The 20,600-nt window shown below is 66.3% G+C and carries 19 protein-coding genes, 1 tRNA gene and 2 pseudogenes; 5 read left to right on the plus strand and 17 right to left on the minus strand.

The genetic code is table 11. The annotated features are described in order from the left end of the window. Positions 1 to 63: 63 nt before the first annotated feature. From DJ029_RS07775 to tuf, 6 genes are all read right to left on the minus strand, one after another. Positions 64 to 903 carry a 3-oxoadipate:acetyl-CoA acetyltransferase gene (locus tag DJ029_RS07775; protein ID WP_112321777.1) on the minus strand — a complete coding sequence of 280 codons (840 nt, stop codon included), beginning with the start codon at positions 901 to 903 and terminating at the stop codon, positions 64 to 66. Next, positions 896 to 1,495, minus strand: coding sequence for a protocatechuate 3,4-dioxygenase subunit alpha (pcaG, locus tag DJ029_RS07780; RefSeq protein WP_112321778.1), 600 nt, complete (start codon positions 1,493 to 1,495; stop codon positions 896 to 898). Before pcaG ends, DJ029_RS07775 begins: the two co-directional genes overlap by 8 nt. A 3-nt stretch (positions 1,496 to 1,498) precedes the next feature. After that, on the minus strand, positions 1,499 to 2,233 hold the full coding sequence (gene pcaH / locus DJ029_RS07785; protein ID WP_112322013.1) for a protocatechuate 3,4-dioxygenase subunit beta: 735 nt from the start codon (positions 2,231 to 2,233) through the stop codon (positions 1,499 to 1,501). A 91-nt stretch (positions 2,234 to 2,324) separates the two neighbouring features. Further along, a tRNA-Trp gene (locus tag DJ029_RS07790) sits at positions 2,325 to 2,400 on the minus strand. A 74-nt stretch (positions 2,401 to 2,474) separates the two neighbouring features. Further along, a complete protein-coding gene (locus DJ029_RS07795; protein WP_157966296.1) occupies positions 2,475 to 3,161 on the minus strand; it encodes an FkbM family methyltransferase in 687 nt (228 codons plus the stop codon). A 210-nt stretch (positions 3,162 to 3,371) separates the two neighbouring features. Continuing rightward, complete coding sequence (tuf, locus tag DJ029_RS07800; RefSeq protein WP_112321767.1) at positions 3,372 to 4,547, minus strand: elongation factor Tu; 1,176 nt, start codon at positions 4,545 to 4,547, stop codon at positions 3,372 to 3,374. Between the two features lie 278 nt (positions 4,548 to 4,825). Between tuf and metG the strand changes: the two genes are divergently transcribed. Both metG and DJ029_RS07810 read left to right on the plus strand, forming a co-directional pair. Beyond that, positions 4,826 to 6,538: a methionine--tRNA ligase gene (gene metG, locus DJ029_RS07805; RefSeq protein WP_112321780.1), complete on the plus strand. Its 1,713-nt coding sequence runs from the start codon at positions 4,826 to 4,828 to the stop codon at positions 6,536 to 6,538. Between the two features lie 86 nt (positions 6,539 to 6,624). Further along, complete coding sequence (locus DJ029_RS07810) at positions 6,625 to 7,158, plus strand: tetratricopeptide repeat protein (protein ID WP_232823006.1); 534 nt, start codon at positions 6,625 to 6,627, stop codon at positions 7,156 to 7,158. 3 nt (positions 7,159 to 7,161) lie between these two features. Here DJ029_RS07810 and DJ029_RS07815 read toward each other — a convergent pair whose 3' ends face one another. The 4 genes from DJ029_RS07815 to DJ029_RS07830 form a co-directional block, all read right to left on the minus strand. Beyond that, the gene (locus DJ029_RS07815) at positions 7,162 to 7,575 is read right to left on the minus strand and encodes a DUF2177 family protein (RefSeq protein WP_112321782.1); all 414 of its coding nucleotides are present in this window, start codon (positions 7,573 to 7,575) and stop codon (positions 7,162 to 7,164) included. 145 nt (positions 7,576 to 7,720) lie between these two features. Continuing rightward, positions 7,721 to 8,779, minus strand: coding sequence for a GGDEF domain-containing protein (locus tag DJ029_RS07820; RefSeq protein ID WP_157966297.1), 1,059 nt, complete (start codon positions 8,777 to 8,779; stop codon positions 7,721 to 7,723). Positions 8,780 to 8,899: 120 nt separating this feature from the next. Then, complete coding sequence (argF, locus tag DJ029_RS07825) at positions 8,900 to 9,826, minus strand: ornithine carbamoyltransferase (RefSeq protein ID WP_112321784.1); 927 nt, start codon at positions 9,824 to 9,826, stop codon at positions 8,900 to 8,902. 148 nt (positions 9,827 to 9,974) lie between these two features. After that, positions 9,975 to 11,153, minus strand: coding sequence for an aspartate aminotransferase family protein (locus DJ029_RS07830; protein WP_112321785.1), 1,179 nt, complete (start codon positions 11,151 to 11,153; stop codon positions 9,975 to 9,977). Positions 11,154 to 11,345: 192 nt separating this feature from the next. Here DJ029_RS07830 and DJ029_RS07835 point away from each other — a divergent pair, with 192 nt between their 5' ends. Continuing rightward, a complete protein-coding gene (locus tag DJ029_RS07835; protein ID WP_112321786.1) occupies positions 11,346 to 11,810 on the plus strand; it encodes a hypothetical protein in 465 nt (154 codons plus the stop codon). Positions 11,811 to 11,812: 2 nt separating this feature from the next. Here DJ029_RS07835 and DJ029_RS07840 read toward each other — a convergent pair whose 3' ends face one another. Further along, positions 11,813 to 12,622: an ABC transporter permease gene (locus DJ029_RS07840; RefSeq protein WP_232823007.1), complete on the minus strand. Its 810-nt coding sequence runs from the start codon at positions 12,620 to 12,622 to the stop codon at positions 11,813 to 11,815. 177 nt (positions 12,623 to 12,799) lie between these two features. On the opposite strand from DJ029_RS07840, the gene DJ029_RS07845 reads away from it, so the two are divergent. After that, positions 12,800 to 13,408, plus strand: a complete 609-nt coding sequence (locus DJ029_RS07845; RefSeq protein ID WP_112321787.1) for a GcrA family cell cycle regulator — start codon at positions 12,800 to 12,802, stop codon at positions 13,406 to 13,408. 212 nt (positions 13,409 to 13,620) lie between these two features. Then, on the plus strand, positions 13,621 to 15,063 hold the full coding sequence (locus DJ029_RS07850; protein WP_112321788.1) for a protein adenylyltransferase SelO: 1,443 nt from the start codon (positions 13,621 to 13,623) through the stop codon (positions 15,061 to 15,063). 36 nt (positions 15,064 to 15,099) lie between these two features. On the opposite strand, the gene phoB is transcribed toward DJ029_RS07850, so the two are convergent. From phoB to pstC, 6 genes and pseudogenes are all read right to left on the minus strand, one after another. Next, positions 15,100 to 15,798 (minus strand): phosphate regulon transcriptional regulator PhoB, encoded by a 699-nt coding sequence (gene phoB, locus DJ029_RS07855; protein WP_112321789.1) that lies wholly within the window; start codon positions 15,796 to 15,798, stop codon positions 15,100 to 15,102. 11 nt (positions 15,799 to 15,809) lie between these two features. Next, the gene (gene phoU, locus DJ029_RS07860) at positions 15,810 to 16,505 is read right to left on the minus strand and encodes a phosphate signaling complex protein PhoU (RefSeq protein WP_112321790.1); all 696 of its coding nucleotides are present in this window, start codon (positions 16,503 to 16,505) and stop codon (positions 15,810 to 15,812) included. 35 nt (positions 16,506 to 16,540) lie between these two features. Beyond that, a complete protein-coding gene (pstB, locus tag DJ029_RS07865) occupies positions 16,541 to 17,338 on the minus strand; it encodes a phosphate ABC transporter ATP-binding protein PstB (protein WP_112322015.1) in 798 nt (265 codons plus the stop codon). A gap of 25 nt (positions 17,339 to 17,363) precedes the next feature. Continuing rightward, positions 17,364 to 18,170, minus strand: a pseudogene (gene pstA, locus DJ029_RS22605) (phosphate ABC transporter permease PstA); the annotation flags it as partial. A 510-nt stretch (positions 18,171 to 18,680) separates the two neighbouring features. Continuing rightward, a pseudogene (locus tag DJ029_RS22610) lies at positions 18,681 to 19,151 on the minus strand (DUF3333 domain-containing protein); the annotation flags it as partial. Positions 19,152 to 19,162: 11 nt separating this feature from the next. Next, positions 19,163 to 20,539 carry a phosphate ABC transporter permease subunit PstC gene (pstC, locus tag DJ029_RS07875; RefSeq protein WP_112321792.1) on the minus strand — a complete coding sequence of 459 codons (1,377 nt, stop codon included), beginning with the start codon at positions 20,537 to 20,539 and terminating at the stop codon, positions 19,163 to 19,165. Positions 20,540 to 20,600: the final 61 nt, after the last annotated feature.

Genomic DNA, 20,600 nt, shown 5'->3' on the forward strand with positions numbered 1-20,600 from the left:
CGCCACTCTTCTTCGGGGGAACGGGACGGAGGTAGTCGCTTAGCCGCGAAAACGCAAGGGCCGTCAGCCGGCGAGGCCCAGGATGCGCCGCGCCTGCTGCGGGCTGGCCACCGGCCGGTCGTACTTCGCGCAGAGCTCCGCCGCCCGTGCGATCAGCGCGGCGTTGGAGGGGGCGAGCGTTTCGCGGTCCAGCCTGATGTTGTCCTCCAGCCCCGCGCGGGTGTGCCCGCCGGCGGCGATGGCCCACTCGTTGACGGCGATCTGCGCTGCCCCGATGCCGGCGGCGCACCACTCGGCCTGCGGCGCGCGGGCGCGGAACAACTTCACGTAGAAGTCGAACACCTCGCGATCGGCCGGCATGGCGTTCTTCACCCCCATGACGAACTGGACGTAGAGCTTGCCGTAAAGCTTGCCCTCCTCGCTCAGGCGGATGGCCTGCAGGATGTGGCTGAGGTCGAAGGCCTCGACCTCGGGCGTGATCTGATGGCGGATCATCTCCTCCGACAGCCAGGCGACGAGGTCGGGCGGGTTCTCGTAAACGCGGGTCGGGAAGTTGTTCGACCCGACCGAGAGCGAGGCCATGTCCGGGCGCAGCGGCAGCATGCCGCCCCGCGCCTTCCCCGCGCCCGAGCGCCCGCCGGTGGAGAACTGGATGATCACGCCGGGGCAGTGCTTTTCCAGGCCCTCCTTCAGGGCGGCGAAACGTTCCGGGTCGCTGGAGGGGGTGCCATCGTCGTTGCGAACATGGGCATGGATGATCGACGCGCCCGCCTCCACCGCCGCATGGCTGCTTTCGACCTGTTCCGTCACGGTGATCGGCACGGCGGGGTTGTCGGCTTTGGTCGGGACCGAGCCGGTGATCGCGCAACACAGGATGCAGGGCTTGCCCGCCACGTCAGACATCGAAGAACACGGTCTCCCGCCCCCCTTGCAAGTGGATATCGAAGGTCCAGGTCCCACCGTCGCGCACCGCGAGCAGGGTGTCCACCCTGCCCGCCAGCTCGGGCAGCGTCAGTACCGGGTCGGCGGCATTCTCGGGCAGTCCGGCGAAATAGGCGCGGGTATGCAGGCCAAGGTTGATCCCCCGCGCAACGATCCAGAGCGCGACATGCGGCGCGTGGGTCACGCCGCCGCTGCGCACCGCGCCCGGCAGGATGGTGTCGAAACGGTACAGCCCGGTGTCGGCATCGGTGGCGGCCCTGCCCCAGCCGCGGAAATCGGGATCCGCCGCGCCGCGATACTCGCCCGGGCTCTGGTACAGCCCCGCGGCGTCGGCCTGCCACAGTTCCACCATGGAGTCTCGCAACGGCTCGCCCGCGCCGTCGAAGATCCGACCCTTAAGCGTGATCCGCTCGCCCCTGGCGCCGGGTCCGGCGATCGTCGCGCCCAGGTCCTCGGGGTAGATCCCGTCGATCCCCGCCCAGCTCGGCAGGCAGCCGATATGCACGTAGGGACCCGCGGTCTGCGATGCGCTTTCGATCAGGCGGTCGCTCATGCCTCAGCCCCCCGTGCCGTTCTCGAACATCGTGGCGTCAGGCCCGCGCAGCACGATATCGAAGCGATAGGCGCGCATGTCCATCGGTACGGTCCGCCCCATGTCGAGCCGCGCGGTCAGACGGTCGATCGCGCCCTTGTCCGGGATCGCGTTGACGATGGGGCAAAGGGCGATATGGGGATCGCCCTCGAAATACATCTGGGTGATCAGCCGCTGCGCGAACGCCGTGCCGAAGACCGAGAAATGGATATGCGCGGGCCGCCAGTCATTGCCCCCGTTGGGCCAGGGATAGGGGCCCGGCACGACGGTCAGGAAACTGTAGCTGCCGTCCGCCCCAGTGATGACCCGGCCGCAGCCGCCGAAGTTCGGATCCAGCGGCGCGAGGTAGGCGTCATTCTTGTGGCGGTATCGCCCGCCGGCATTGGCCTGCCACACCTCGATCAGCGCATCGGGCACCGGGCGCCCCGACTCGTCGCGCAGGGTGCCGTGCACGATGATCCGCGGCCCAAGCGCCGAGGCGCCGGCGGCAGCGAAGTTGTGGATCAGGTCGTGGTCCGCCGCGCCGGGCAGGTCATGGCCGAAGGCGGGCCCGGTCAGATCGCCCAGCTGGCCCGGAAGGGCGACCAGCTTGCGTTCGGGCGCGCGCAGGCGGCTGCTGCGATACGCCGGGCTCAGCGCGGCCGGTTGAACAGAGAAATCACGCGGTGAAAGGCGCGGTGGCGGTCCACTATCGCTCATCACATCCCCCCAGTACGGCCAGTCCATCGGACATTCACGCGCCGGGGATCGTGACCACCGCCGGCGTCACCGGCAGGCGCCACCAGGGTCCTGGCAGGGGCGGGGGGACTCGAACCCACGACCCTCGGTTTTGGAGACCGATGCTCTACCAACTGAGCTACACCCCTAGGACCGCGCCGGTGTTAGCTTCTCATACGGGCCGATGCAAGCGAAACCGCGCAGGCAGCAGCGCAAATCCGGCTCAGGCGCGGCGGCGCCAGAACGGGCGCGTGAGCACCTTGACCTCAGCCGAGGACAGCGCGCGCTGCGGGCGAAAGCCGATGGCGCGCAAATGGGCCATCATGTCGCGAATCGCGGGCCGCCCGGTGATCCTCGGATGCACCTCCATCACGATGGCGCGCACGCCCGGCAGGGCCGCTCCGGCGAACAGCTCGATCTCTCCGCCCTCGATGTCGCAGCTGATCACCGTGGGGCGCAGGTCCGCCAGCACCTCGCGCAGGGGGATGGCCCGCACACGGACGCGCCGGCCGCTGCCATCCTCGCGCGCGAAGAGCGATGAGCCGAAGACGTGGGGCCGCACGTAGAAGTCACGCTCCCCCGGCGTTGCCGCCGCGCTGAGCACGCCTTCCAGGATCGTGACAGTCACCTTGTTCAGCGCGTGCACGGCCCGCAGGTAGGCCTGGGTGTTCGGGTTCGGCTCGACCACCGTGACACTGCGGATGCCGGGCCGCGCCGCAATGAAGCTGGAGGTGACGCCAAGGCCGCCGCCGATATCGAGGACCCGGTCGCCAGGGCGCAGGACGGCCTTCAGCGCGGCAATCTCCTCCTGCTCGAAAACGCCGCTGGTGATCTCCCTCAGCAGCAGGTCGGTCAGAACGCCCTGATCCGTGGGCAGGCTGACGCCGTGTATCTGCACCTGGTCCTTCATGGTCACCATATCCTGCCCAGTCCCGTCATTCTGTCCGCCCCGTCATTCCGCGAGGCCCTGTCGGAGCCTTAACCCCACAACCTGAAGGAAGCCCGAAAAAGGGGCGCGCGAAACGCATACGGGGCGCCCGGCCGGGGCGCCCCATCAGATGCTTTGCCAGGAAGGCCGGGCCTGGCACCGGGGCATGTGCCCCCGGCCTGGTTGTCCCGCTTACTCGATGATCTTGGAAACGACGCCCGAACCCACGGTCCGGCCGCCTTCGCGGATCGCGAAGCGCAGTTTGTCTTCCATCGCGATCGGCGCGATCAGCTCGACGTTGAACTTCAGGTTGTCGCCCGGCATCACCATTTCCGTGCCCTCGGGCAGCTCAACGGTCCCGGTCACATCCGTCGTGCGGAAGTAGAACTGCGGACGGTAGTTCGCGAAGAACGGCGTGTGACGGCCACCTTCGTCCTTGGTCAGGATGTAGACCTCGGCTTCGAACTTCGTGTGCGGCATCACCGACTTCGGCTTGCACAGAACCTGACCACGCTCAACGCCGTCACGGTCGATGCCGCGCAGCAGAACGCCGACGTTGTCACCGGCTTCACCGCGGTCCAGCAGCTTGCGGAACATCTCGACGCCCGTGCAGGTCGTCTTCTTGGTGTCCTTGATGCCCACGATCTCGATCTCGTCGCCGACGTTGATCACGCCACGCTCGATACGACCGGTCACAACGGTACCGCGACCCGAAATCGAGAACACGTCCTCGATCGGCATCAGGAACGGCTGGTCCACGGCACGCTCGGGCTGCGGGATGTACGCGTCAACAGCGGCCATCAGTTCGGCGATCTTGTTCGCGCCGATTTCCGGATCGCGGTCTTCCAGCGCGGCCAGGGCCGAGCCGGCGATGATCGGAATGTCGTCGCCCGGGTAGTCGTATTCGTTCAGAAGCTCGCGAACTTCCATTTCCACCAGCTCGAGCAGTTCCTCGTCGTCCACCTGGTCGACCTTGTTCAGGAACACGACCATGGCGGGGATACCCACCTGGCGGCCCAGCAGGATGTGCTCGCGCGTCTGCGGCATCGGGCCGTCAGCGGCGTTCACCACCAGGATCGCGCCGTCCATCTGCGCGGCACCGGTGATCATGTTCTTCACGTAGTCCGCGTGGCCGGGGCAGTCGACGTGCGCGTAGTGACGCGCTTCCGTCTCGTACTCCACGTGCGCCGTCGAGATGGTGATCCCGCGAGCCTTCTCCTCCGGCGCGCCGTCGATCTCGTCGTACGCCTTGAAGTCGCCGAACTGCTTCGTGATCGCCGCCGTCAGCGTCGTCTTGCCGTGGTCAACGTGGCCGATCGTGCCGATGTTCACGTGCGGCTTGTTACGCTCAAACTTTGCTTTTGCCATGCGCCTGCGTCCTTGCATCTGGCGCCGTCATACCGGCGCGGGATTCCAATGCGCGCGATTTAGGGGCTGCCGTCCCAAAACGCAACGGTTTTTCTCAGCCGTGGCCGAACAGCGCGTATGGCCCCGGCGGAGCAGGTGGAGCGGCGAACGGGTTCGCGTGATCGGCCCCTGCCCGCGGCTTCGCGCGCGCCGGACCCCGGTTCGGTCCGATCCGCTCACTTGAACGCCATCCAGCACTCGGCTAAGGGTCGCCGGACCCGTCAGGCAAAGGCCCCATCATGTCCCGCTATCTCATTACCTCCGCCCTGCCCTACATCAATGGCATCAAGCACCTTGGCAACCTCGTCGGGTCCCAGCTGCCGTCGGATGTGACAGCCCGCTACCTGCGCGCGCGGGGGCACGAGGTGATGTACATCTGCGCCACCGACGAACATGGCACCCCGGCGGAGATCGCGGCGGCCAAGGCGGGCAAGCCCGTGGCCGAATACTGCGCCGAGATGTGGGCCGTGCAGAAGGACCTCGCCGAGGGGTTCGGACTGTCGTTCGATCACTTCGGGCGCTCCTCCTCCGAGCGGAACCGCCGGCTGACGCAGCATTTCGCCAAGCAACTGGCCGAGGCGGGGCTGATCCGCGAGGTGGAGGAGAAGATGATCTACTCTCCCACGGACGGGCGCTTCCTGCCGGACCGCTATGTCGAGGGCACCTGCCCGAACTGCGGCTATGACAGCGCGCGCGGCGATCAGTGCGAGAATTGCACCAAGCAGCTCGACCCGACCGACCTGATCGAGCCGCGCTCGGCCATTTCGGGCGCAACCGACCTTGAGGTGCGTGAGACGAAACACCTGTTCCTGCGCCAGTCCGCCATGGCGAAGCAGCTGGAAGCCTGGATCGATACAAAGGCCGACTGGCCGATCCTGACCACCTCCATCGCCAAGAAGTGGCTGCGGGACGGGGATGGCTTGCAGGACCGCGGCATCACCCGCGACCTGGACTGGGGCATCCCCGTGCAAAAGGGCGACGCACCCTGGCCGGGGATGGAGGGCAAGGTCTTCTATGTCTGGTTCGATGCCCCGATCGAATACATCGGGGCCACGGCGGAATGGGCCGATGCGCACGAGCTTGACGATGCGGCGTGGCAGCGCTGGTGGCGGACCGACCTTGGCGCCGAGGATGTCACCTACCTGCAGTTCATGGGCAAGGACAACGTGCCGTTCCATACCCTCAGCTTCCCGGCGACGATCCTTGGATCGGGCGAGCCGTGGAAGCTGGTCGACTACATCAAGTCGTTCAACTACCTGAACTACCAAGGCGGGCAGTTCTCCACCTCCAAGGGGCGCGGGGTGTTCCAGGACCAGGCGCTCGCGATCCTGCCGGCGGACTACTGGCGCTGGTGGCTGATGAGCAATGTGCCCGAAACCTCGGACAGCGAATTCACCTGGGAAATGTTCCAGGCAGGCGTCAACAAGGACCTGGCCGATGTGCTGGGCAATTTCGTCAGCCGGGTCACGAAGTTCTGCCGCTCGAAATTCGGCGAGGCGGTGCCCGAGGGCGGCGCCTATGGCCCGGCGGAAGAGGCGTTGATCGCTGAGCTGACCACGCGCGTCGCCGCCTACCAGGCGCATATGGACGCCTATGAGCTGCGCAAATCCGCGGCCGAACTGCGGGCGATCTGGGTCGCGGGGAACGAGTACCTGCAGGCCGCCGCCCCCTGGGCCGCGTTCAAGCAGGATCCCGACGCCGCCGCCGCGACGGTGCGGTTTGCGCTGAACCTGATCACGCTCTACGCGGTCCTGTCCGAGCCGTTCATTCCCGATTTCTCGGCCCGCGTGCGCGCCGCGTTCGGGATCGATAGCCAGCCCTGGCCCGAGGATATCGGCGCGGCCCTGGCGATTTTGGAGCCGGGCCACGCCTTCACCACGCCGGACGTGCTTTTCGCCAAGATCACCGACGAGCAGCGTGAGGGCTGGGAGCAGCAGTTCGCCGGGGCCTGATCGGGCCGAGCGCGGGATTGTGATCGCGGCGGCCTTGCGCGCCGCTTGACTTGTGCGCGGCGCGGCGCACGATGAATTCCATGCGGATGATCCTGCTCCTGAGCTTTCTTCTCGCCTCGCCCGCTCTGGCGGTCTGCCCGGAGTCGCCCGACACCTCGGAACTGCGGGCGCAGTTGCACACCCGGCTGCTGCGCGCGGCCAACGAACTTTCGGCCCAGCGCATCGCGAACCAACTCTGGCAGATCTGGCTGACCGCGCCGGACGAGAAGGCGCAGATCCTGCTCGATCACGGGATGGAGCGGCGCGAGGCCTACGACCTGGAGGAATCCGAGCGCGTGTTCGACCAGCTGATCCTCTACTGCCCCGCCTACCCCGAGGGCTACAACCAGCGCGCCTTCACCCGTTTCCTGCGCAATGACTTCGATGGCTCGCTGGAGGATCTGGCGAAGGTCCTGGAGCAGAACCCCTATCACTTTGGGGCGCTGTCGGGCCGGGCGCTGAACCTGATGTCGCAGGGCCGGATGCAACTGGCGCAGGACGCCCTTCGCGCCGCGCTGAAGGTGCACCCCTTCCTGCGCGAGCGGTCCTTCCTGATCGAGGATCCCGGCAAGGATATCTGAGCCCTACCCCGCCGCCCCGAGGCCCAGCGCCCGGCCGATCAGAACCCCGATCACCGCCGTCGCCCCGGTCAGCGCCATGCCCCAGGCGGTATCGGTGGCCACCATGGACCATTGCCATCCCTTCAGCGTGGTCATGTTGGTGAACTCGTAGGTGCCATAGGCGAGGAACCCCAGGATCGCCCCGTTCAGCGCCGCCTGCCACATGGCCCCGTCGCGCAAGGCCGGCAGCGTACAGAAATAAAGGATGCCCACGACGTAAAGCACGTAGAAGCCGGCCGCGGCGCTGATCAGGATGTTCTCGCGCAGCATTGCCCCGACATGGCGGTCGAACAGGGGCTTCATCACCAGCGTCAGCCAGACCGCATCGATCACCAGGAACGCGATCAACGCGCCGAGGTAGGTTCCAACAAGCGACATTCTATCCTCCGATCATTTCAGGAGGGGACCTAGCGCGTTGCCACGGAAAACCTAACCGGAAATCGTTCCTGTCCGGGAATTGGCGCCATTGCGCAACGCCCGGCCCCGCGGGGGATCCGCCGGCGCGCCGGGAACACGGGGCGGCTCAGCCCGGTTCGATGACCGAGCGGTCGCACCCCTCACGCTGGGCCCGGACAAGGCGCTGGTCGGCACCTTCCAGCAGCGCATGGCGGGTCTGGCCGTCCGCCAGTTCCATTCCCCCGAACGAGACGGACAGAACGCCGATCGGCTCGCCGGTGGTTTTCGACACCCAGTCGATGGACTTGAACCGCTTGCGCACCTGTTCGGCGATGGTGAAGGCGGCCTGCCCGTTCACGTTGGTCAGCACCACCGCGAACTTGGAACCCGCGAACCGCGCGGCCACGTGACCGGCGCGCAGCTCGTTGCTCAGTTGCTCGGCGAACAGCTGCACCACGTTGTCGGCGGCGGACACGCCCCAGCGTCGGGCCACGTCGTCCAGCCCGTCGACCGAACCCATGAGCAGGGTCAGCGGCTGCTTCTTCTGGCGCACCTGGAAGATGGCGTTGTCCAGATGCTCGTCGAGCATCCGGCGGTTCGGCAAGCCGGTCAGGTAGTCGGTGTTGGAGGCGCGCTTGACCTCGATCAGTTCGCTTTTCAGCTTGGCGACATGGGCCCGGCTTTTTTCGAGCTGCACGTTCAGACGCTGGGCCGCCTGCAGGTGCTGCTGGTTCGCCTTGTGCAGGTCGCGGATGACATCCGTGATCTCGCGTTTCGAGGACCCCTGGACAAGGTTCGCCCGCGCGCTGCGCAGAGAGCCGGAAAACACCGAATGCTCGCGCATGTTCTCGTCCATGGCGTCGGTCACGGTGCCGATGGCGCTGGTCAGGTCGTTGCCGATCGCGGCCAGATCGTCGCTGGTCGAGCGGGGCGAGACATTCTCGTGAAACAGCGTCAGCAGAAGATCCGCCGTCATCTGCTGGTCGGTGTTCATCGCATGATCCAGCGCCTCGTTGATCAGCGGGTTCGTGCGGGCGGCATAGATATACCAGACCTCGTACACCGGCGGGGACAAGGGCGTCCCGTATTTCTGTGCGAAGCCTATGGCGCGCGCGGCGGTTTCGTCCCCGGCGATCCCCGGCGCGGCGGCGGAGACCACAGGCTCCGATCTAGACTGGCTAAACACGTTCCGATCCTTCACCACGTTGCCCTACGGAACGGGTTTAGACCAAATGCGTTTCCAACGGGTAAAACGGACCGCCTGCGCCACCACGCATATTGTTAAAATGCGTTCCTTTACAAATGCCTAACGCCCAAGGCACCAACGCATGATGGCCTTTTGCGCGTGCAACCGGTTTTCCGCCTCGTCGAAGATCACGGAATTCGGGCCGTCCATCACGGCGCTGGTCACTTCCTCACCGCGGTGGGCGGGCAGGCAGTGCATGAACAGCGCCTTGTTGCCGTTGGCCTGCATCAGCGCCTCGTTCACCTGGTAGGGGCGCAGCTGGTTGTGCCGCCGCTCGCGGGCGGACTGGGCGTCATGCATCGACAGCCAGGTATCGGCGACGATCAGGTCCGCACCCTCGACGGCCTTCGCAGGGTCGCGTTCGATCACGACCTTGCTGCCGGCATCCCGCGCGAAAGCCATGGCCGAGGCCGCGGGCTCCAGCGTTTCGGGGCCGGTGAAGGTCAGGTCGAAGCCGAATTTCCCCGCCGCGTGCAGGAAGCTGGTGCAGACATTGTTGCCGTCGCCCGTCCACACCACTTTCTTGCCCCGGATCGGGCCGCGATGTTCCTCGAACGTCAGCATGTCGGCCATGATCTGGCAGGGATGGGACTGGTCCGTCAGACCGTTGATCACCGGAACGGAGGCATGTTCCGCCAGTTCATGCAGGACCGCCTCGTCAAAGGTGCGGATCATGATCAGATCGACGTAGCGGCTGAGCACGCGCGCGGTGTCGGCGATCGTCTCGCCGTGGCCGAGCTGCATTTCAGAGCCGGTCAGGACCAGGGTCTGCCCGCCCATTTGGCGCACACCGACGTCAAAGCTGACACGGGTCCGGGTGGAGGGTTTTTCGAAGATCAGCGCCACCATGTGGTCCTTCAGCGGCTGCTCGGCATCCGGCGTGCCCTTGGGCAGCCCGGCGCGGGCGTCCTTCATCCGGCGCGCCTCGGCGATCATCGTGGTCAGGTCGTCGGTGTCGGTCGTGTGGATATCCAGAAAATGCGGCATCAATTTTCTCCTCCGGGGGTGGCCCGGTCGTATCTCAGGACGAGGACGGTGCCACCACCCTCGCAAGCGGTAGCGCGGGGAATTGCAGGTGGGTGTCGCCGCAGGTCAGCATGGAAGGGCGACACACCATGGGAAGTGACCAGGGCGCTTACGCCCCGGCCTCCACCCTTGTGGCCGCCCGGTCCAGGCGGTGCAGGGCTTCGTCGACCTCCGCATCGGTCAGGTTCAGCGGCGGCAGGATACGGATCACGTTTTCCGCCGCCGGAACCGTCAGCAGGTGCTCGGCATAGCCGGCGTTGATGACGTCCGCGTTCGGCGCCTTGCACACCAGCCCGAGCATCAGCCCCTCGCCCCGGACGCTTTCGAAGACATCCGGGTGCGAGGCGACAAGCCCCTCCAGCCCCTGGCGCATCCGCCCGGAGATCTGCCGGACGCGGTCAAGGAACCCATCCTCCAGCATCACGCGCATGACCTCGGCGCCCACGGCGCAGGCCAGCGGGTTGCCGCCGTAGGTCGTGCCATGGGTGCCCGCCGTCATGCCCGACGCGGCTTCTTCCGTCGCCAGGCAGGCGCCAAGCGGAAAGCCCCCGCCGATGCCCTTGGCCACGGCCATGATGTCGGGCGTGATGCCGGACCATTCATGGGCGAACAGCTTGCCCGTGCGGCCCATGCCGCACTGGATTTCATCGCAGATCAGCAGGAGCCCATGCTCGTCACACAGGTCGCGCAGGCCCTGCATGCACTGTTTCGGCACGGGCTTGATGCCCCCCTCGCCCAGCACCGGCTCGATGATGATCGCCGCGGTTTCGGGGCCGATCGCCGCCTTCAGCGCCTCGTGATCGCCGAAGGGGACGTGGTCGAACCCCTCCAGCATCGGGCCGAAGCCCTTCACCAGCTTTTCCGAACCGGCGGCCGAGATCATGCCCAGCGTGCGCCCGTGGAACGAGCCCGAGAAGGTCACCATCCGGTAACGCTCCGGCTGGCCCTTGGCGCTGAAATACTTGCGCGCCATCTTCACCGCGCATTCCATCGCCTCGGTGCCGGAGTTCGTGAAGAACACCGTGTCCGCGAAGGTGTGGTCCACCAGCAACCGCGCCAGGTCCTCCTGGTTGGGGATCTGGTACAGGTTGGAGGTGTGCCAAAGTCGTCGTGCCTGCCCTTCCAGCGCTGCAACGAGCCGGGGATGCGCATGGCCAAGGGCGGACACGGCAATGCCGGCCCCCATGTCCAGATAAGTCTCTCCGGAATCGGTTTTCAGCCAGGGGCCCTCGCCTTCCACGAAGGAAAGCGGTGCCCGTGCATATGTTGGCATTACGGGCGAAATCACGACGAATTCTCCTTTTCAAGGGAAGCCAGGAATGAAAAAGCCCGGTCGCTCTGATGGCACCGGGCGAAATTCCTGTTTAGGCAAAATGCCCGATAAGTCAATCAATAGGCGCTCGACTGCAAGGCCAGTGGGCAGGCGACAACGAATCAGCTAATCCTTTTCAAAAGACATAACAAAGATACGGAGCCTGCCATGCATCGCCCCCTGATCCCGGCCACCGCGCTGCTTGTCCTGCTCGCAGCGCCCCTGCTCAGCCAGACAGCGACGGAAACCGAGGGCGAGGCGGCCCCGGCGGAAGGCAGCGCAGCGCCAGCCCCCCCGCCCCCCGAATACAACGGGACGATCAGCGGCTCCTCCTCTGGCAGCAGCTTCAGCGCCGACGTGGTGTGCAGCGGCTTCAGCGCCGGCGGCGGCGTGGTCGTGCAGACCGACCCGGGCGGCAACATGCAGGACCTGAACGGCGACGGGGTCATGGCGGACATCACCGCCGACCCGTCGGGCTCGATCGCGCTGACCCTGCTGGCGGGGAACTCCCAGGTGGGCCTGACCGACACCACCGCCGTGATTGACGGCAACACCCTGACCTACGCCATCACGATGAGCTTCGTCGGCGGTGGCTCGGACGAGGTCGATCTCACCGTGGTCTGCAACGAGTAACCTCAGGGTTTCAGCTTGTAGCCGGTGCGGAACCAGTACCAGGTTATGCCCAGAAGCACCGCATCGACCGCGGCCACGAACAGGATTCCGAGGACTGGGTTGGCATCGGACTGGCCGATCACGCCGTAACGGATTCCGTCGATCATGTAGAAAAACGGGTTCAGGTGGCTGATCATCTGCATCCATCCCGGCAGGATCGTGATCGAGTAAAACGTGCCGGACAGGAAGCTGAGCGGCGTCACCACGAAGTTCGTGATCGCGGACATGTGGTCGAACTTCTGCGCAATAGTCGCCGCCATCACGCCAAGCGTGGCCATCAGCGTCGCCCCGGCAATGATGAAGGCCAGCGCCCAGATCGGATGTGAGATGCCGAGTCCGATCACCGGGAAGATCACCAGCGCGACGCCAAACGCCACGAACAGCCCGCGCGCCACACCGCCGATCACGTAGCCCGCGGTCAGCTCCGCCGCACTGAGCGGCGGCATCAGCGTATCCACGATATTGCCCTGCACCTTGCTCACCAGCAGCGAGGAAGAGGTGTTCGCGAAGGCGTTCTGGATCACCGTCATCATCAGGATACCGGGGGCAAGAAAGGCCATGAACTCCGGGCTCGCCTCGCCCCGCCGGGCGGTCAGCGCCAGGCTGAAGACCGTCATGAACAGGGCCGCCGTCGCCACCGGCGCCAGAAGGGTCTGACGCCACACGTTGGAGAATCGCCGGATCTCACGTTCCACCAGCGTGCGCAGGCCAAGCGCGTTGAACCGCCCGAAGCGGCGCTCGCCCATTGCGCGATAGGTATGTGTTTCGGACATGTCTTTGTCCCCTGTTTGCGCCTTGGCGCTGAAATAGTACCGGGGCGCACCTTGTCTCTGCCGCCCCAAAGGATAAAATAGGGCCAATTACCGCCCCAAGGCCCCCGTGCGAAACCGCGCGGGGGGTTTTGCTTGGATAGGCGGCATCCACGGAACCTGCAACAGGTGGAGGACGCCATGTCCTGGACTGATGAACGCGTCGAAACGCTGAAGACGATGTGGGGCGAGGGCAAGTCCGCCTCCCAGATCGCCAAGGAACTCGGTGGCGTGACGCGAAACGCCGTGATCGGCAAGGTGCACCGCCTCGGCCTGTCGAACCGCACGCAAGCCCCGAAGACCAGCGCCGCACCGAAGGCCGAGGAACCGGCGGCGGCCGCCGCCCCGGCGGCAGCGGCGAAACCCGCGGACCCGCCAAAGCCCAAGGCCCCGCCCCGGGAAGCGCCCGCCAAGGAAGCGGCGCCCAAACCCGTGGCGGTAAAAGACCCGCTGGCGCGGCCGAACAAGCCGATCATCACCGCCGGCCAGCCGCTGCCACCCCAACCCAGCCAGTCCGAAATCTCGGAGGAACAGCGCGCCAACCTCGCTGCGCTGGAAAAGCGCGCGCGCAAGCTGACGCTGCTGCAACTGACCGAGCGGACCTGCAAATGGCCGATCGGCGACCCAGCAACCGACGATTTCTGGTTCTGCGGCCATCCAACCCAACCGGGCAAGCCCTATTGCGAAACCCATGTGTCGGTCGCGCTGCAGCCGATGTCCAGCCGCCGGGACCGTCGCTCCAGCCGCTGAAGCCCCGCCCTGAAGTGGCGCCCATGCGGGCGTCACGCGCTCCCGCACGGGGGGGATATTTGAGGACTTTGGTAAGGGGGCGCCGCGCCCGAACTCCAAAGTCTTCAAATATCCCCGCCGGAGGCATCCGGCACCGCTGCGGGGCGCTGCCGCTGGCAATTTCATGCGGGCATGCATACGTTTCAGGGCATATGCCGCGAAGGAGCGTCCAGATGCCCGAAGACTTTCCCCGGATCGCCTTTTCCAACAGCTACGCCGATCTGCCGCCGCGGTTCTATGCCGAGGTCGCGCCGACACCTGTCCGGGCGCCCCGCAACATAAGGGTCAACGAGGCGCTGGCCGTGGAACTGGGGCTCGATCCCGCCGCGCTCGGTTCCGAGGCGGGCACCGCCATGCTTGCGGGCAACGCCGTGCCCGAGGGGGCAACGCCCCTGGCGATGGCCTATGCCGGCCACCAGTTCGGGGGCTGGTCGCCGCAACTGGGCGACGGGCGCGCGATCCTGCTCGGTGAGGTGATCGACCGGGACGGCCAGCGCCGCGATGTCCAGTTGAAGGGCTCGGGCCGGACGCCGTTTTCCCGCATGGGCGACGGGCGCGCCTGGCTAGGGCCGGTTCTGCGCGAATACGTCGTCTCGGAAGCCATGGCCGCCCTGGGCATTCCAACGACGCGCGCGCTGGCCGCGGTCACCACGGGCGAGACCGTGGTGCGCGAAGCCCCCTTGCCAGGCGCCGTCCTGGCGCGGGTCGCCAGCAGCCATATCCGGGTCGGCACCTTCCAGTATTTCTTTGCCCGCAACGATATCGAGGCCCTGCGCCTGCTCGCGGACCATGTCATCGCGCGGCACTACCCGGAGATTCCGCCTAGCGACGGGCGGGCCCTCGAGTTGTTGCGCGCCATCTGCGCCCGGCAGGCGGGGCTTGTCGCGCAGTGGATGGGCGTCGGCTTCATCCACGGCGTGATGAACACCGACAACACCGCCGTCTCGGGCGAGACGATCGACTATGGCCCTTGCGCCTTCATGGACGTCTACCACCCGGATACCGTCTTCAGCTCGATCGACCGGCAGGGGCGCTATGCCTATCGCAACCAGCCGGTGTTGATCCAGTGGAACCTGGCGCAGCTTGCCTCCGCGATGCTGCCCCTGCTCGGCCCGGACAAGGACGCCACCGTAGCTGCCGCGCAGGCGGTGATCGACGCGGTGCCTGACATGTATCACGACGCCTGGCTGACAGTTTTCCGCCGGAAGTTCGGCCTGCGCGAAGCACGGGACGGCGACCCCGCTTTCATCGTGCAGGTCCTTGACGCCATGGCCGGGGCGGAAGCAGATTTCACCCAAACCTTCCGCGCGTTGAGTGAAGGCACCCCCCTGCCACCGGCGCTGGCGGATGCGCGGGCGGCCTGGGTGCAGCGCCTTGCCAACGAGGGCGCGACGCCCGAAGTGCGGCAGCAGGAGATGCAAGCCGTCAACCCCGCGATCATCCCGCGCAACCACGTGGTCGAGGCGATGATCACCTCTGCCGTCGCGGGCGATTTCGCCCCCTTCCACGCCCTGACCGAGGCGTTGGCCAGCCCCTTCGAGGCCCCGGCAGACAGCCCCTACAGGGCTGCCCCCGCGGCGGGCGAGGAAGTGCTTCAGACGTTCTGCGGAACCTGAGCGCCCGCGCCGTGCCGAAGCCGGCGCGGGAAGGTATCAGCCGCCGGTGTACGTCTCGTCCAGCGCGTAGCCGCTGGCGCGCACAGTGCGGATGGGATCGTTCTCGCCACGCTTGTTCAGGGCCTTGCGCAGGCGGCCGACGTGGACGTCCACGGTGCGGATTTCCACGTAGACGTCCGTACCCCACACCCGGTCGAGCAACTGCTCGCGCGAGAACACGCGACCGGGCCGCTGGATCAGGACATCGAGCAGGCGAAACTCGGTCGGGCCGAGGTGGATATCACGCTCCGCGCGGCGCACCCGCCGGGTTTCTCGATCCAGCACGATATCCGCGAAGGTCGCCACGTCCCCGGCAAGCGTCGGCCGGGTGCGGCGCAGGACGGCGCGCATCCTCGCGACCAGCTCCGTCATGGAGAAGGGCTTCGTCACGTAGTCATCGGCGCCGATCTCAAGCCCGCGAATGCGGTCCTCCTCCTCGCCGCGGGCGGTCAGCATGATGACCGGCAGGTCCCGCGTCTCTGCCTGGGCGCGCAACTGGCGGCAGATCTCCACGCCGGAGCGGTTGGGCAGCATCCAGTCCAGCAGGACGATGTCGGGCTTTTCCTCATCGACGGCCATCATGGCCTCATCGCCATCCGCGCTGCTCGCGACGGTGTAGCCCTCTTTTCCGAGGTTGTAGGACAGAAGCTGACGCAGCGCGTCCTCGTCCTCGACTATCAGTACCTTGGCACACATCGGGCCGCTCCCTATTCCGCGTCCAGGCCAACGGGTTCACCCTTGGGGCGATCATCGCCCAGGGGTTCGCCCTTCTGGATATAATAGACCATTTCCGAGATATGGGTCGTGTGATCGCCGATCCGCTCGAGGTTTTTCGCGATGAACAGCATCTGCGCGCCCGCGGTAATCATCCGGCTGTCTTCCATCATGTAGGTCAGAAGCTCACGGAACAGGGCGTTGTACATCTCGTCCACCTCGACATCGCGCTGCCAGACGGCGACGGCGGCGTCGGTGTCGCGCGCGGTATAGGCATTCAGCACCTGCGACAGCTGCGCCTGGGTGGAACGGCCCATGCGGATGATCGAAGAGGTCAGCTTCACCGGACCGTGCTTCGTCACGACGATGGCGCGCTTGGCGATGTTCTTGGCAAGGTCGCCGATCCGCTCCAGCGTGGTGGAAATCTTGAGCGCAGAAATCAGCACCCGCAGGTCCTTGGCCATCGGCTGGCGCAGGGCGATCAGCTGGGTGGCGGCTTCCTCGACCTCGATCTCCAACTCGTCGATGCGCTTGTCGCGCGCGATCACGCGCTCGGCCAGCGCGGCGTCGCGCTTTTCGACGGCTTCCAGCGCCTGGGCCAGAAGCTCCTCAGCCAGCCCCCCCATCTCGGAGATACGCGCCTGAATCATCATCAGGTCGTCGTCGAAGGCGGTCACGATATGCGGCATTTCAGGGCCTTTCGGTCAAACAGGCGGCTGGTATGTCAGCCGTAACGCCCGGTGATGTAATCCTGGGTCTTGGGGTTTTCGGGGTTGGTGAAGATCTTCGGCGTATCATCGTATTCCATCACCTCGCCCAGGTGGAAGAACGCCGTCTTCTGGCTGACGCGGGCGGCCTGCTGCATGGAATGGGTCACGATCACCACCGAGAAGGAGGAGCGCAGCTCATCGATCAGTTCCTCGATCTGCGCGGTGGCGATCGGGTCCAGCGCCGAGCACGGCTCGTCCATCAGAAGCACCTCGGGCGCCGTAGCGATGGCGCGCGCGATGCACAGGCGCTGCTGCTGGCCGCCGGACAGGCCGGTGCCCGGCTCGTTCAGGCGGTCCTTGGCTTCGTCCCAGATCGCGGCGCGGCGCAGGGACTTTTCCACCACCTCGTCAAGATCCGCCTTGTTCGACACAAGCCCGTGGATCCGCGGGCCGTAGGCCACGTTGTCATAGATCGACTTCGGGAAGGGGTTCGGCTTCTGGAACACCATGCCCACCTTGGCGCGCAACTGCACCGGATCGACCGAGCGCGCGTAGATATCGTCGCCGTCCATCAGGATCTGGCCGGTGATCCGGCACCCGTCGATGGTGTCGTTCATCCGGTTCAGGCAGCGCAGGAAGGTGGACTTTCCGCAGCCCGAGGGGCCGATGAACGCCGTCACCGTCTTGTCGAGGATATCGACATCGACGCCTTTGATCGCCTCGTTCGCGCCGTAGTAGACGTGCACGTCGCGGGCCTCGATCTTGTTGTCCTGGTGTCGGGCGGCCTGCTCGGCCATGCGCATATTGGTCATGTCAGTCTCCATGGGGCCTCTCGTTTCACCAACGGCGCTCGAACCGTTTTCGCAGGAATACCGCGATGGCGTTCATCACGACAAGGAACAGCAGAAGCATGCAGATTGCCGCGGCGGTGCGCGCCTCGAAGGCGCGCTCGGGGAAGTCGGACCAGCGGAACACCTGGACGGGCAGCACGGTGGCGCTGTCGGTGATGCCGGTGGGGATGTCGACGATGAAGGCGACCATGCCGATCATGATCAGCGGCGCGGTTTCGCCCAGCGCCTGCGCCATGCCAATGATTGTCCCGGTCAGGATGCCGGGCATCGCCAGGGGCAGCACGTGGTGGAAGCTGGTCTGCAAGCGCGATGCGCCAAGGCCCAGCGCCGCATCGCGGATGGATGGCGGCACAGCGCGGATCGCCGCCCGCGATGCGATGATGATCGTCGGCAGCGTCATCAGCGCCAGCACGATACCACCAGCCAGCGGGCTGGAACGCGGCACGCCGAAGAAGCCGAGGAACACCGCGAGCCCGAGCAGACCAAAGACAATCGAGGGCACCGCAGCGAGGTTGTTGATATTGACCTCGACGAAATCCGTGAACCGGTTCTTGGGCGCGAATTCCTCAAGGTAGATCGCCGCCATCACGCCGATGGGGAACGCCAGGCTGAAGGTGACGAGCATCGTCCAGAAGCTGCCCACGGCAGCGCCCCAGATCCCGGCTAGCTCAGGCTCGCGGCTGTCGCCTGCGCTGAAGAACCGGGTGTTGAACACCTGCTCGACCTGGCCCTGCTCCTTCAGCACCTCGACCATGGCGATCTGGCGGTCCGAGATCTTGCGCGCGGTTTCCGGCGTCTGGTGCAGGGAGTAGCTCCACTCCGAGGGCGCGGCATTCTCGGCCGAGGGCTGGCCGTACAGTACCTCGCCCACGCCGCCGCTGGTGCTGACCTCGGTCATCTTGATCCAGGCGCCATTCACCTGCAGCAGCAGCGACGGGGCCGAGGTGGTCAGTGCCTCCTGCCCCAGGTCGGCGTTGGCGCGGACGTCCAGCGCATCGGCCTCGGCAAGCAGGCGGTCGGCCTCGGCCGCGCGGGCCTCGGACTGGGCCAGCAGGCTGGTGCGTTCGTCGGACTCGTCCATTTCGGCGGCATCTTCGGCGAAGACGCGCGCACCCCGGTCCTGCAACCGGGCCTGGTTGCGCAGGAAGGCCGCCTGATCGCTCAGCAGGTCCTTCACCTCGGCCAGCGCGTTGGCGAAATCCGGCGCGCTGGACTCGATGGTGGCCACCTCGCCATCCTCGTCGAGGGTGACGCTCAGGTTGCCCGAATGATCCTGCGGCCGCAACGCGCCGTACCGGCCCTTCAGGTAAAGGTCCGTCACGTCCGAGGCGAGCATGGGCACCGCCACCGTCTGCCCCAGAAGGGAGGGGTCCGCCATCACCTGCTCACGCAGTTCGAATTGCGCGCCGCCGCTGACGATGCCGTAAAGCTCACGCCGCGCGCTCCGCCCCGAGACGGATGGGAAGGTTTCCTTCAGCACGTCCTTCACGAGCCCGTCGTAGTTGTAGCGCCCGATTTCCGCCGGATCCCCCGTGCCCTCGGGGTCGATTTCCTCCGGATCCAGGGGCACGTCCAGCGTGATGTAAGTCTCGGTCAGGGCGTCGACCGCCTGGCCGACCACGGTGGACATAAGCGTCACCAGCGCCAGCGCCGCCAGCGAGATGGCGGCGATTCCATAGGCTTTCAGCCGCACCTCGGCACGGCGCCGCTTCCTCAGCCGGGACAGGGCGGCGGCAGAACCGTGAGAGGTGGAAAGATCGGACAGCGCAACCATCAACGGAACCCTCAGTCGTACATTTCGCGGTACTTGCGGACCGTCCGCAAGGCGTAGATGTTCAGCGCCAGAGTGATGCAGAACAGCGTGAACCCCAGCGTGAACGCCGGGCCGGCGGCGGTCGACGCCTCCGTGTCGCCGGTGATCAGCATGACGATCTGAACGGTCACCGTCGTGACCGCCTCAAGCGGGTTCAGGGTCAGGTTCGCGCCCTGCCCCGCGGCCATGACGACGATCATCGTCTCACCCACCGCGCGGGAGATCCCGAGCAGCACTGCCGAAACGATCCCCGGCAGGGCCGCGGGCAGCACCACCTGGCGGATGGTTTCCGCCTTCGTCGCGCCCAGCCCGTAAGAGCCGTCGCGCAGCGACTGGGGCACCGCGTTGATCACGTCGTCGGACAGCGAAGAGATGAACGGAATGATCATGATCCCCATCACCACCCCGGCCGCCAGCGCGGATTCCGAGGCGACGTCCAGGCCGATCGACTCGCCCGTCCGCCGGATGAACGGCGCGACCGTGATCGCGGCGAAGAAACCGTAGACCACCGTCGGTACCCCGGCCAGGATCTCCAGCATCGGCTTGGCGATGGCGCGCACGCGCTTGGACGCGAAGTCAGACAGGTAGATCGCGGCGAAAAGCCCGATCGGCACCGCGACCAGCATCGCGATGATGGTGATCAGGAAGGTGCCCGCGAACAGCGGCACCGCGCCCACGCGATCCGGGTCCATTTGGCCCGCGCTGACCCCGGACAGGGGCGACCAGCGGGTACCGAACAGGTACTTGTCGACCCGCCAGCCGATCTTGTCGAAGAAGCTCAGCGTCTCGAAGATCAGGCTCAGCACGATCCCGATGGTCGTCAGCACTGCTATCACGGCACAGGCGGCCAGGATGCCGCGCAGGATCTGCTCCGAGCGGTTGCGCGCCCGGAATCCGAGGCTGACACTGCGAAGCGCCTGCCCCCCGGTCAGCGAGGCCACGATCAGCCCCAGGCCGAGCGCGCCCCAGACGCGCATCCCCTCAAGCTGGGTAAAGCGTACCGCCACCGCCTGGCGCAGCGCGTCGTCCTGGCTGGACAAGCGCCCCTCGGCCAGGGCGATGGCGTCGGACAGGACAAGCTGCCGCTCGATCCGCAGGGCGTCGGGCAGCGCATCGGCGATCTGGGACATCAGCGCCGCATTGATCGCGATGTTGCCGCCGATGGTCACCACCATCAGCGTGGCGCTGCCAGCCAGCGCGGCGATCAGAAAGGCATAAAGCCCGTGATAGCCCGGGCGTGAGTGCAGCTGCGCAAGGTTCCCGTCGGCGACGCCAAAGGCCTGCCGACGCGCCAGCGCCATGAACATGAACGCCAGTCCGATCACAATCAGGAACGCGGTACCGATCATCGCTGCTGCCCCTCAAGCGGCGCCAATCGCGCGCCGCGTCTTCGTTGTTGTCACGTCGCGG

Origin of the sequence: Oceanibium sediminis, from assembly GCF_003265325.1 — a bacterium.
In the GTDB taxonomy this organism is placed as follows: domain Bacteria; phylum Pseudomonadota; class Alphaproteobacteria; order Rhodobacterales; family Rhodobacteraceae; genus Halovulum; species Halovulum sediminis.

Coding starts and splice junctions, on each gene's coding strand:
- DJ029_RS07775 (WP_112321777.1), bottom strand. CDS start 903: ATGTCTGACGTGGCGGGCAAGCCCTGCATCCTGTGTTGCGCGATCACC.
- pcaG (WP_112321778.1), bottom strand. CDS start 1,495: ATGAGCGACCGCCTGATCGAAAGCGCATCGCAGACCGCGGGTCCCTAC.
- pcaH (WP_112322013.1), bottom strand. CDS start 2,233: ATGAGCGATAGTGGACCGCCACCGCGCCTTTCACCGCGTGATTTCTCT.
- DJ029_RS07795 (WP_157966296.1), bottom strand. CDS start 3,161: ATGAAGGACCAGGTGCAGATACACGGCGTCAGCCTGCCCACGGATCAG.
- tuf (WP_112321767.1), bottom strand. CDS start 4,547: ATGGCAAAAGCAAAGTTTGAGCGTAACAAGCCGCACGTGAACATCGGC.
- metG (WP_112321780.1), top strand. CDS start 4,826: ATGTCCCGCTATCTCATTACCTCCGCCCTGCCCTACATCAATGGCATC.
- DJ029_RS07810 (WP_232823006.1), top strand. CDS start 6,625: ATGATCCTGCTCCTGAGCTTTCTTCTCGCCTCGCCCGCTCTGGCGGTC.
- DJ029_RS07815 (WP_112321782.1), bottom strand. CDS start 7,575: ATGTCGCTTGTTGGAACCTACCTCGGCGCGTTGATCGCGTTCCTGGTG.
- argF (WP_112321784.1), bottom strand. CDS start 9,826: ATGCCGCATTTTCTGGATATCCACACGACCGACACCGACGACCTGACC.
- DJ029_RS07835 (WP_112321786.1), top strand. CDS start 11,346: ATGCATCGCCCCCTGATCCCGGCCACCGCGCTGCTTGTCCTGCTCGCA.
- DJ029_RS07840 (WP_232823007.1), bottom strand. CDS start 12,622: ATGTCCGAAACACATACCTATCGCGCAATGGGCGAGCGCCGCTTCGGG.
- DJ029_RS07845 (WP_112321787.1), top strand. CDS start 12,800: ATGTCCTGGACTGATGAACGCGTCGAAACGCTGAAGACGATGTGGGGC.
- DJ029_RS07850 (WP_112321788.1), top strand. CDS start 13,621: ATGCCCGAAGACTTTCCCCGGATCGCCTTTTCCAACAGCTACGCCGAT.
- phoB (WP_112321789.1), bottom strand. CDS start 15,798: ATGTGTGCCAAGGTACTGATAGTCGAGGACGAGGACGCGCTGCGTCAG.
- phoU (WP_112321790.1), bottom strand. CDS start 16,505: ATGCCGCATATCGTGACCGCCTTCGACGACGACCTGATGATGATTCAG.
- pstB (WP_112322015.1), bottom strand. CDS start 17,338: ATGACCAATATGCGCATGGCCGAGCAGGCCGCCCGACACCAGGACAAC.
- pstC (WP_112321792.1), bottom strand. CDS start 20,539: ATGATCGGTACCGCGTTCCTGATTGTGATCGGACTGGCGTTCATGTTC.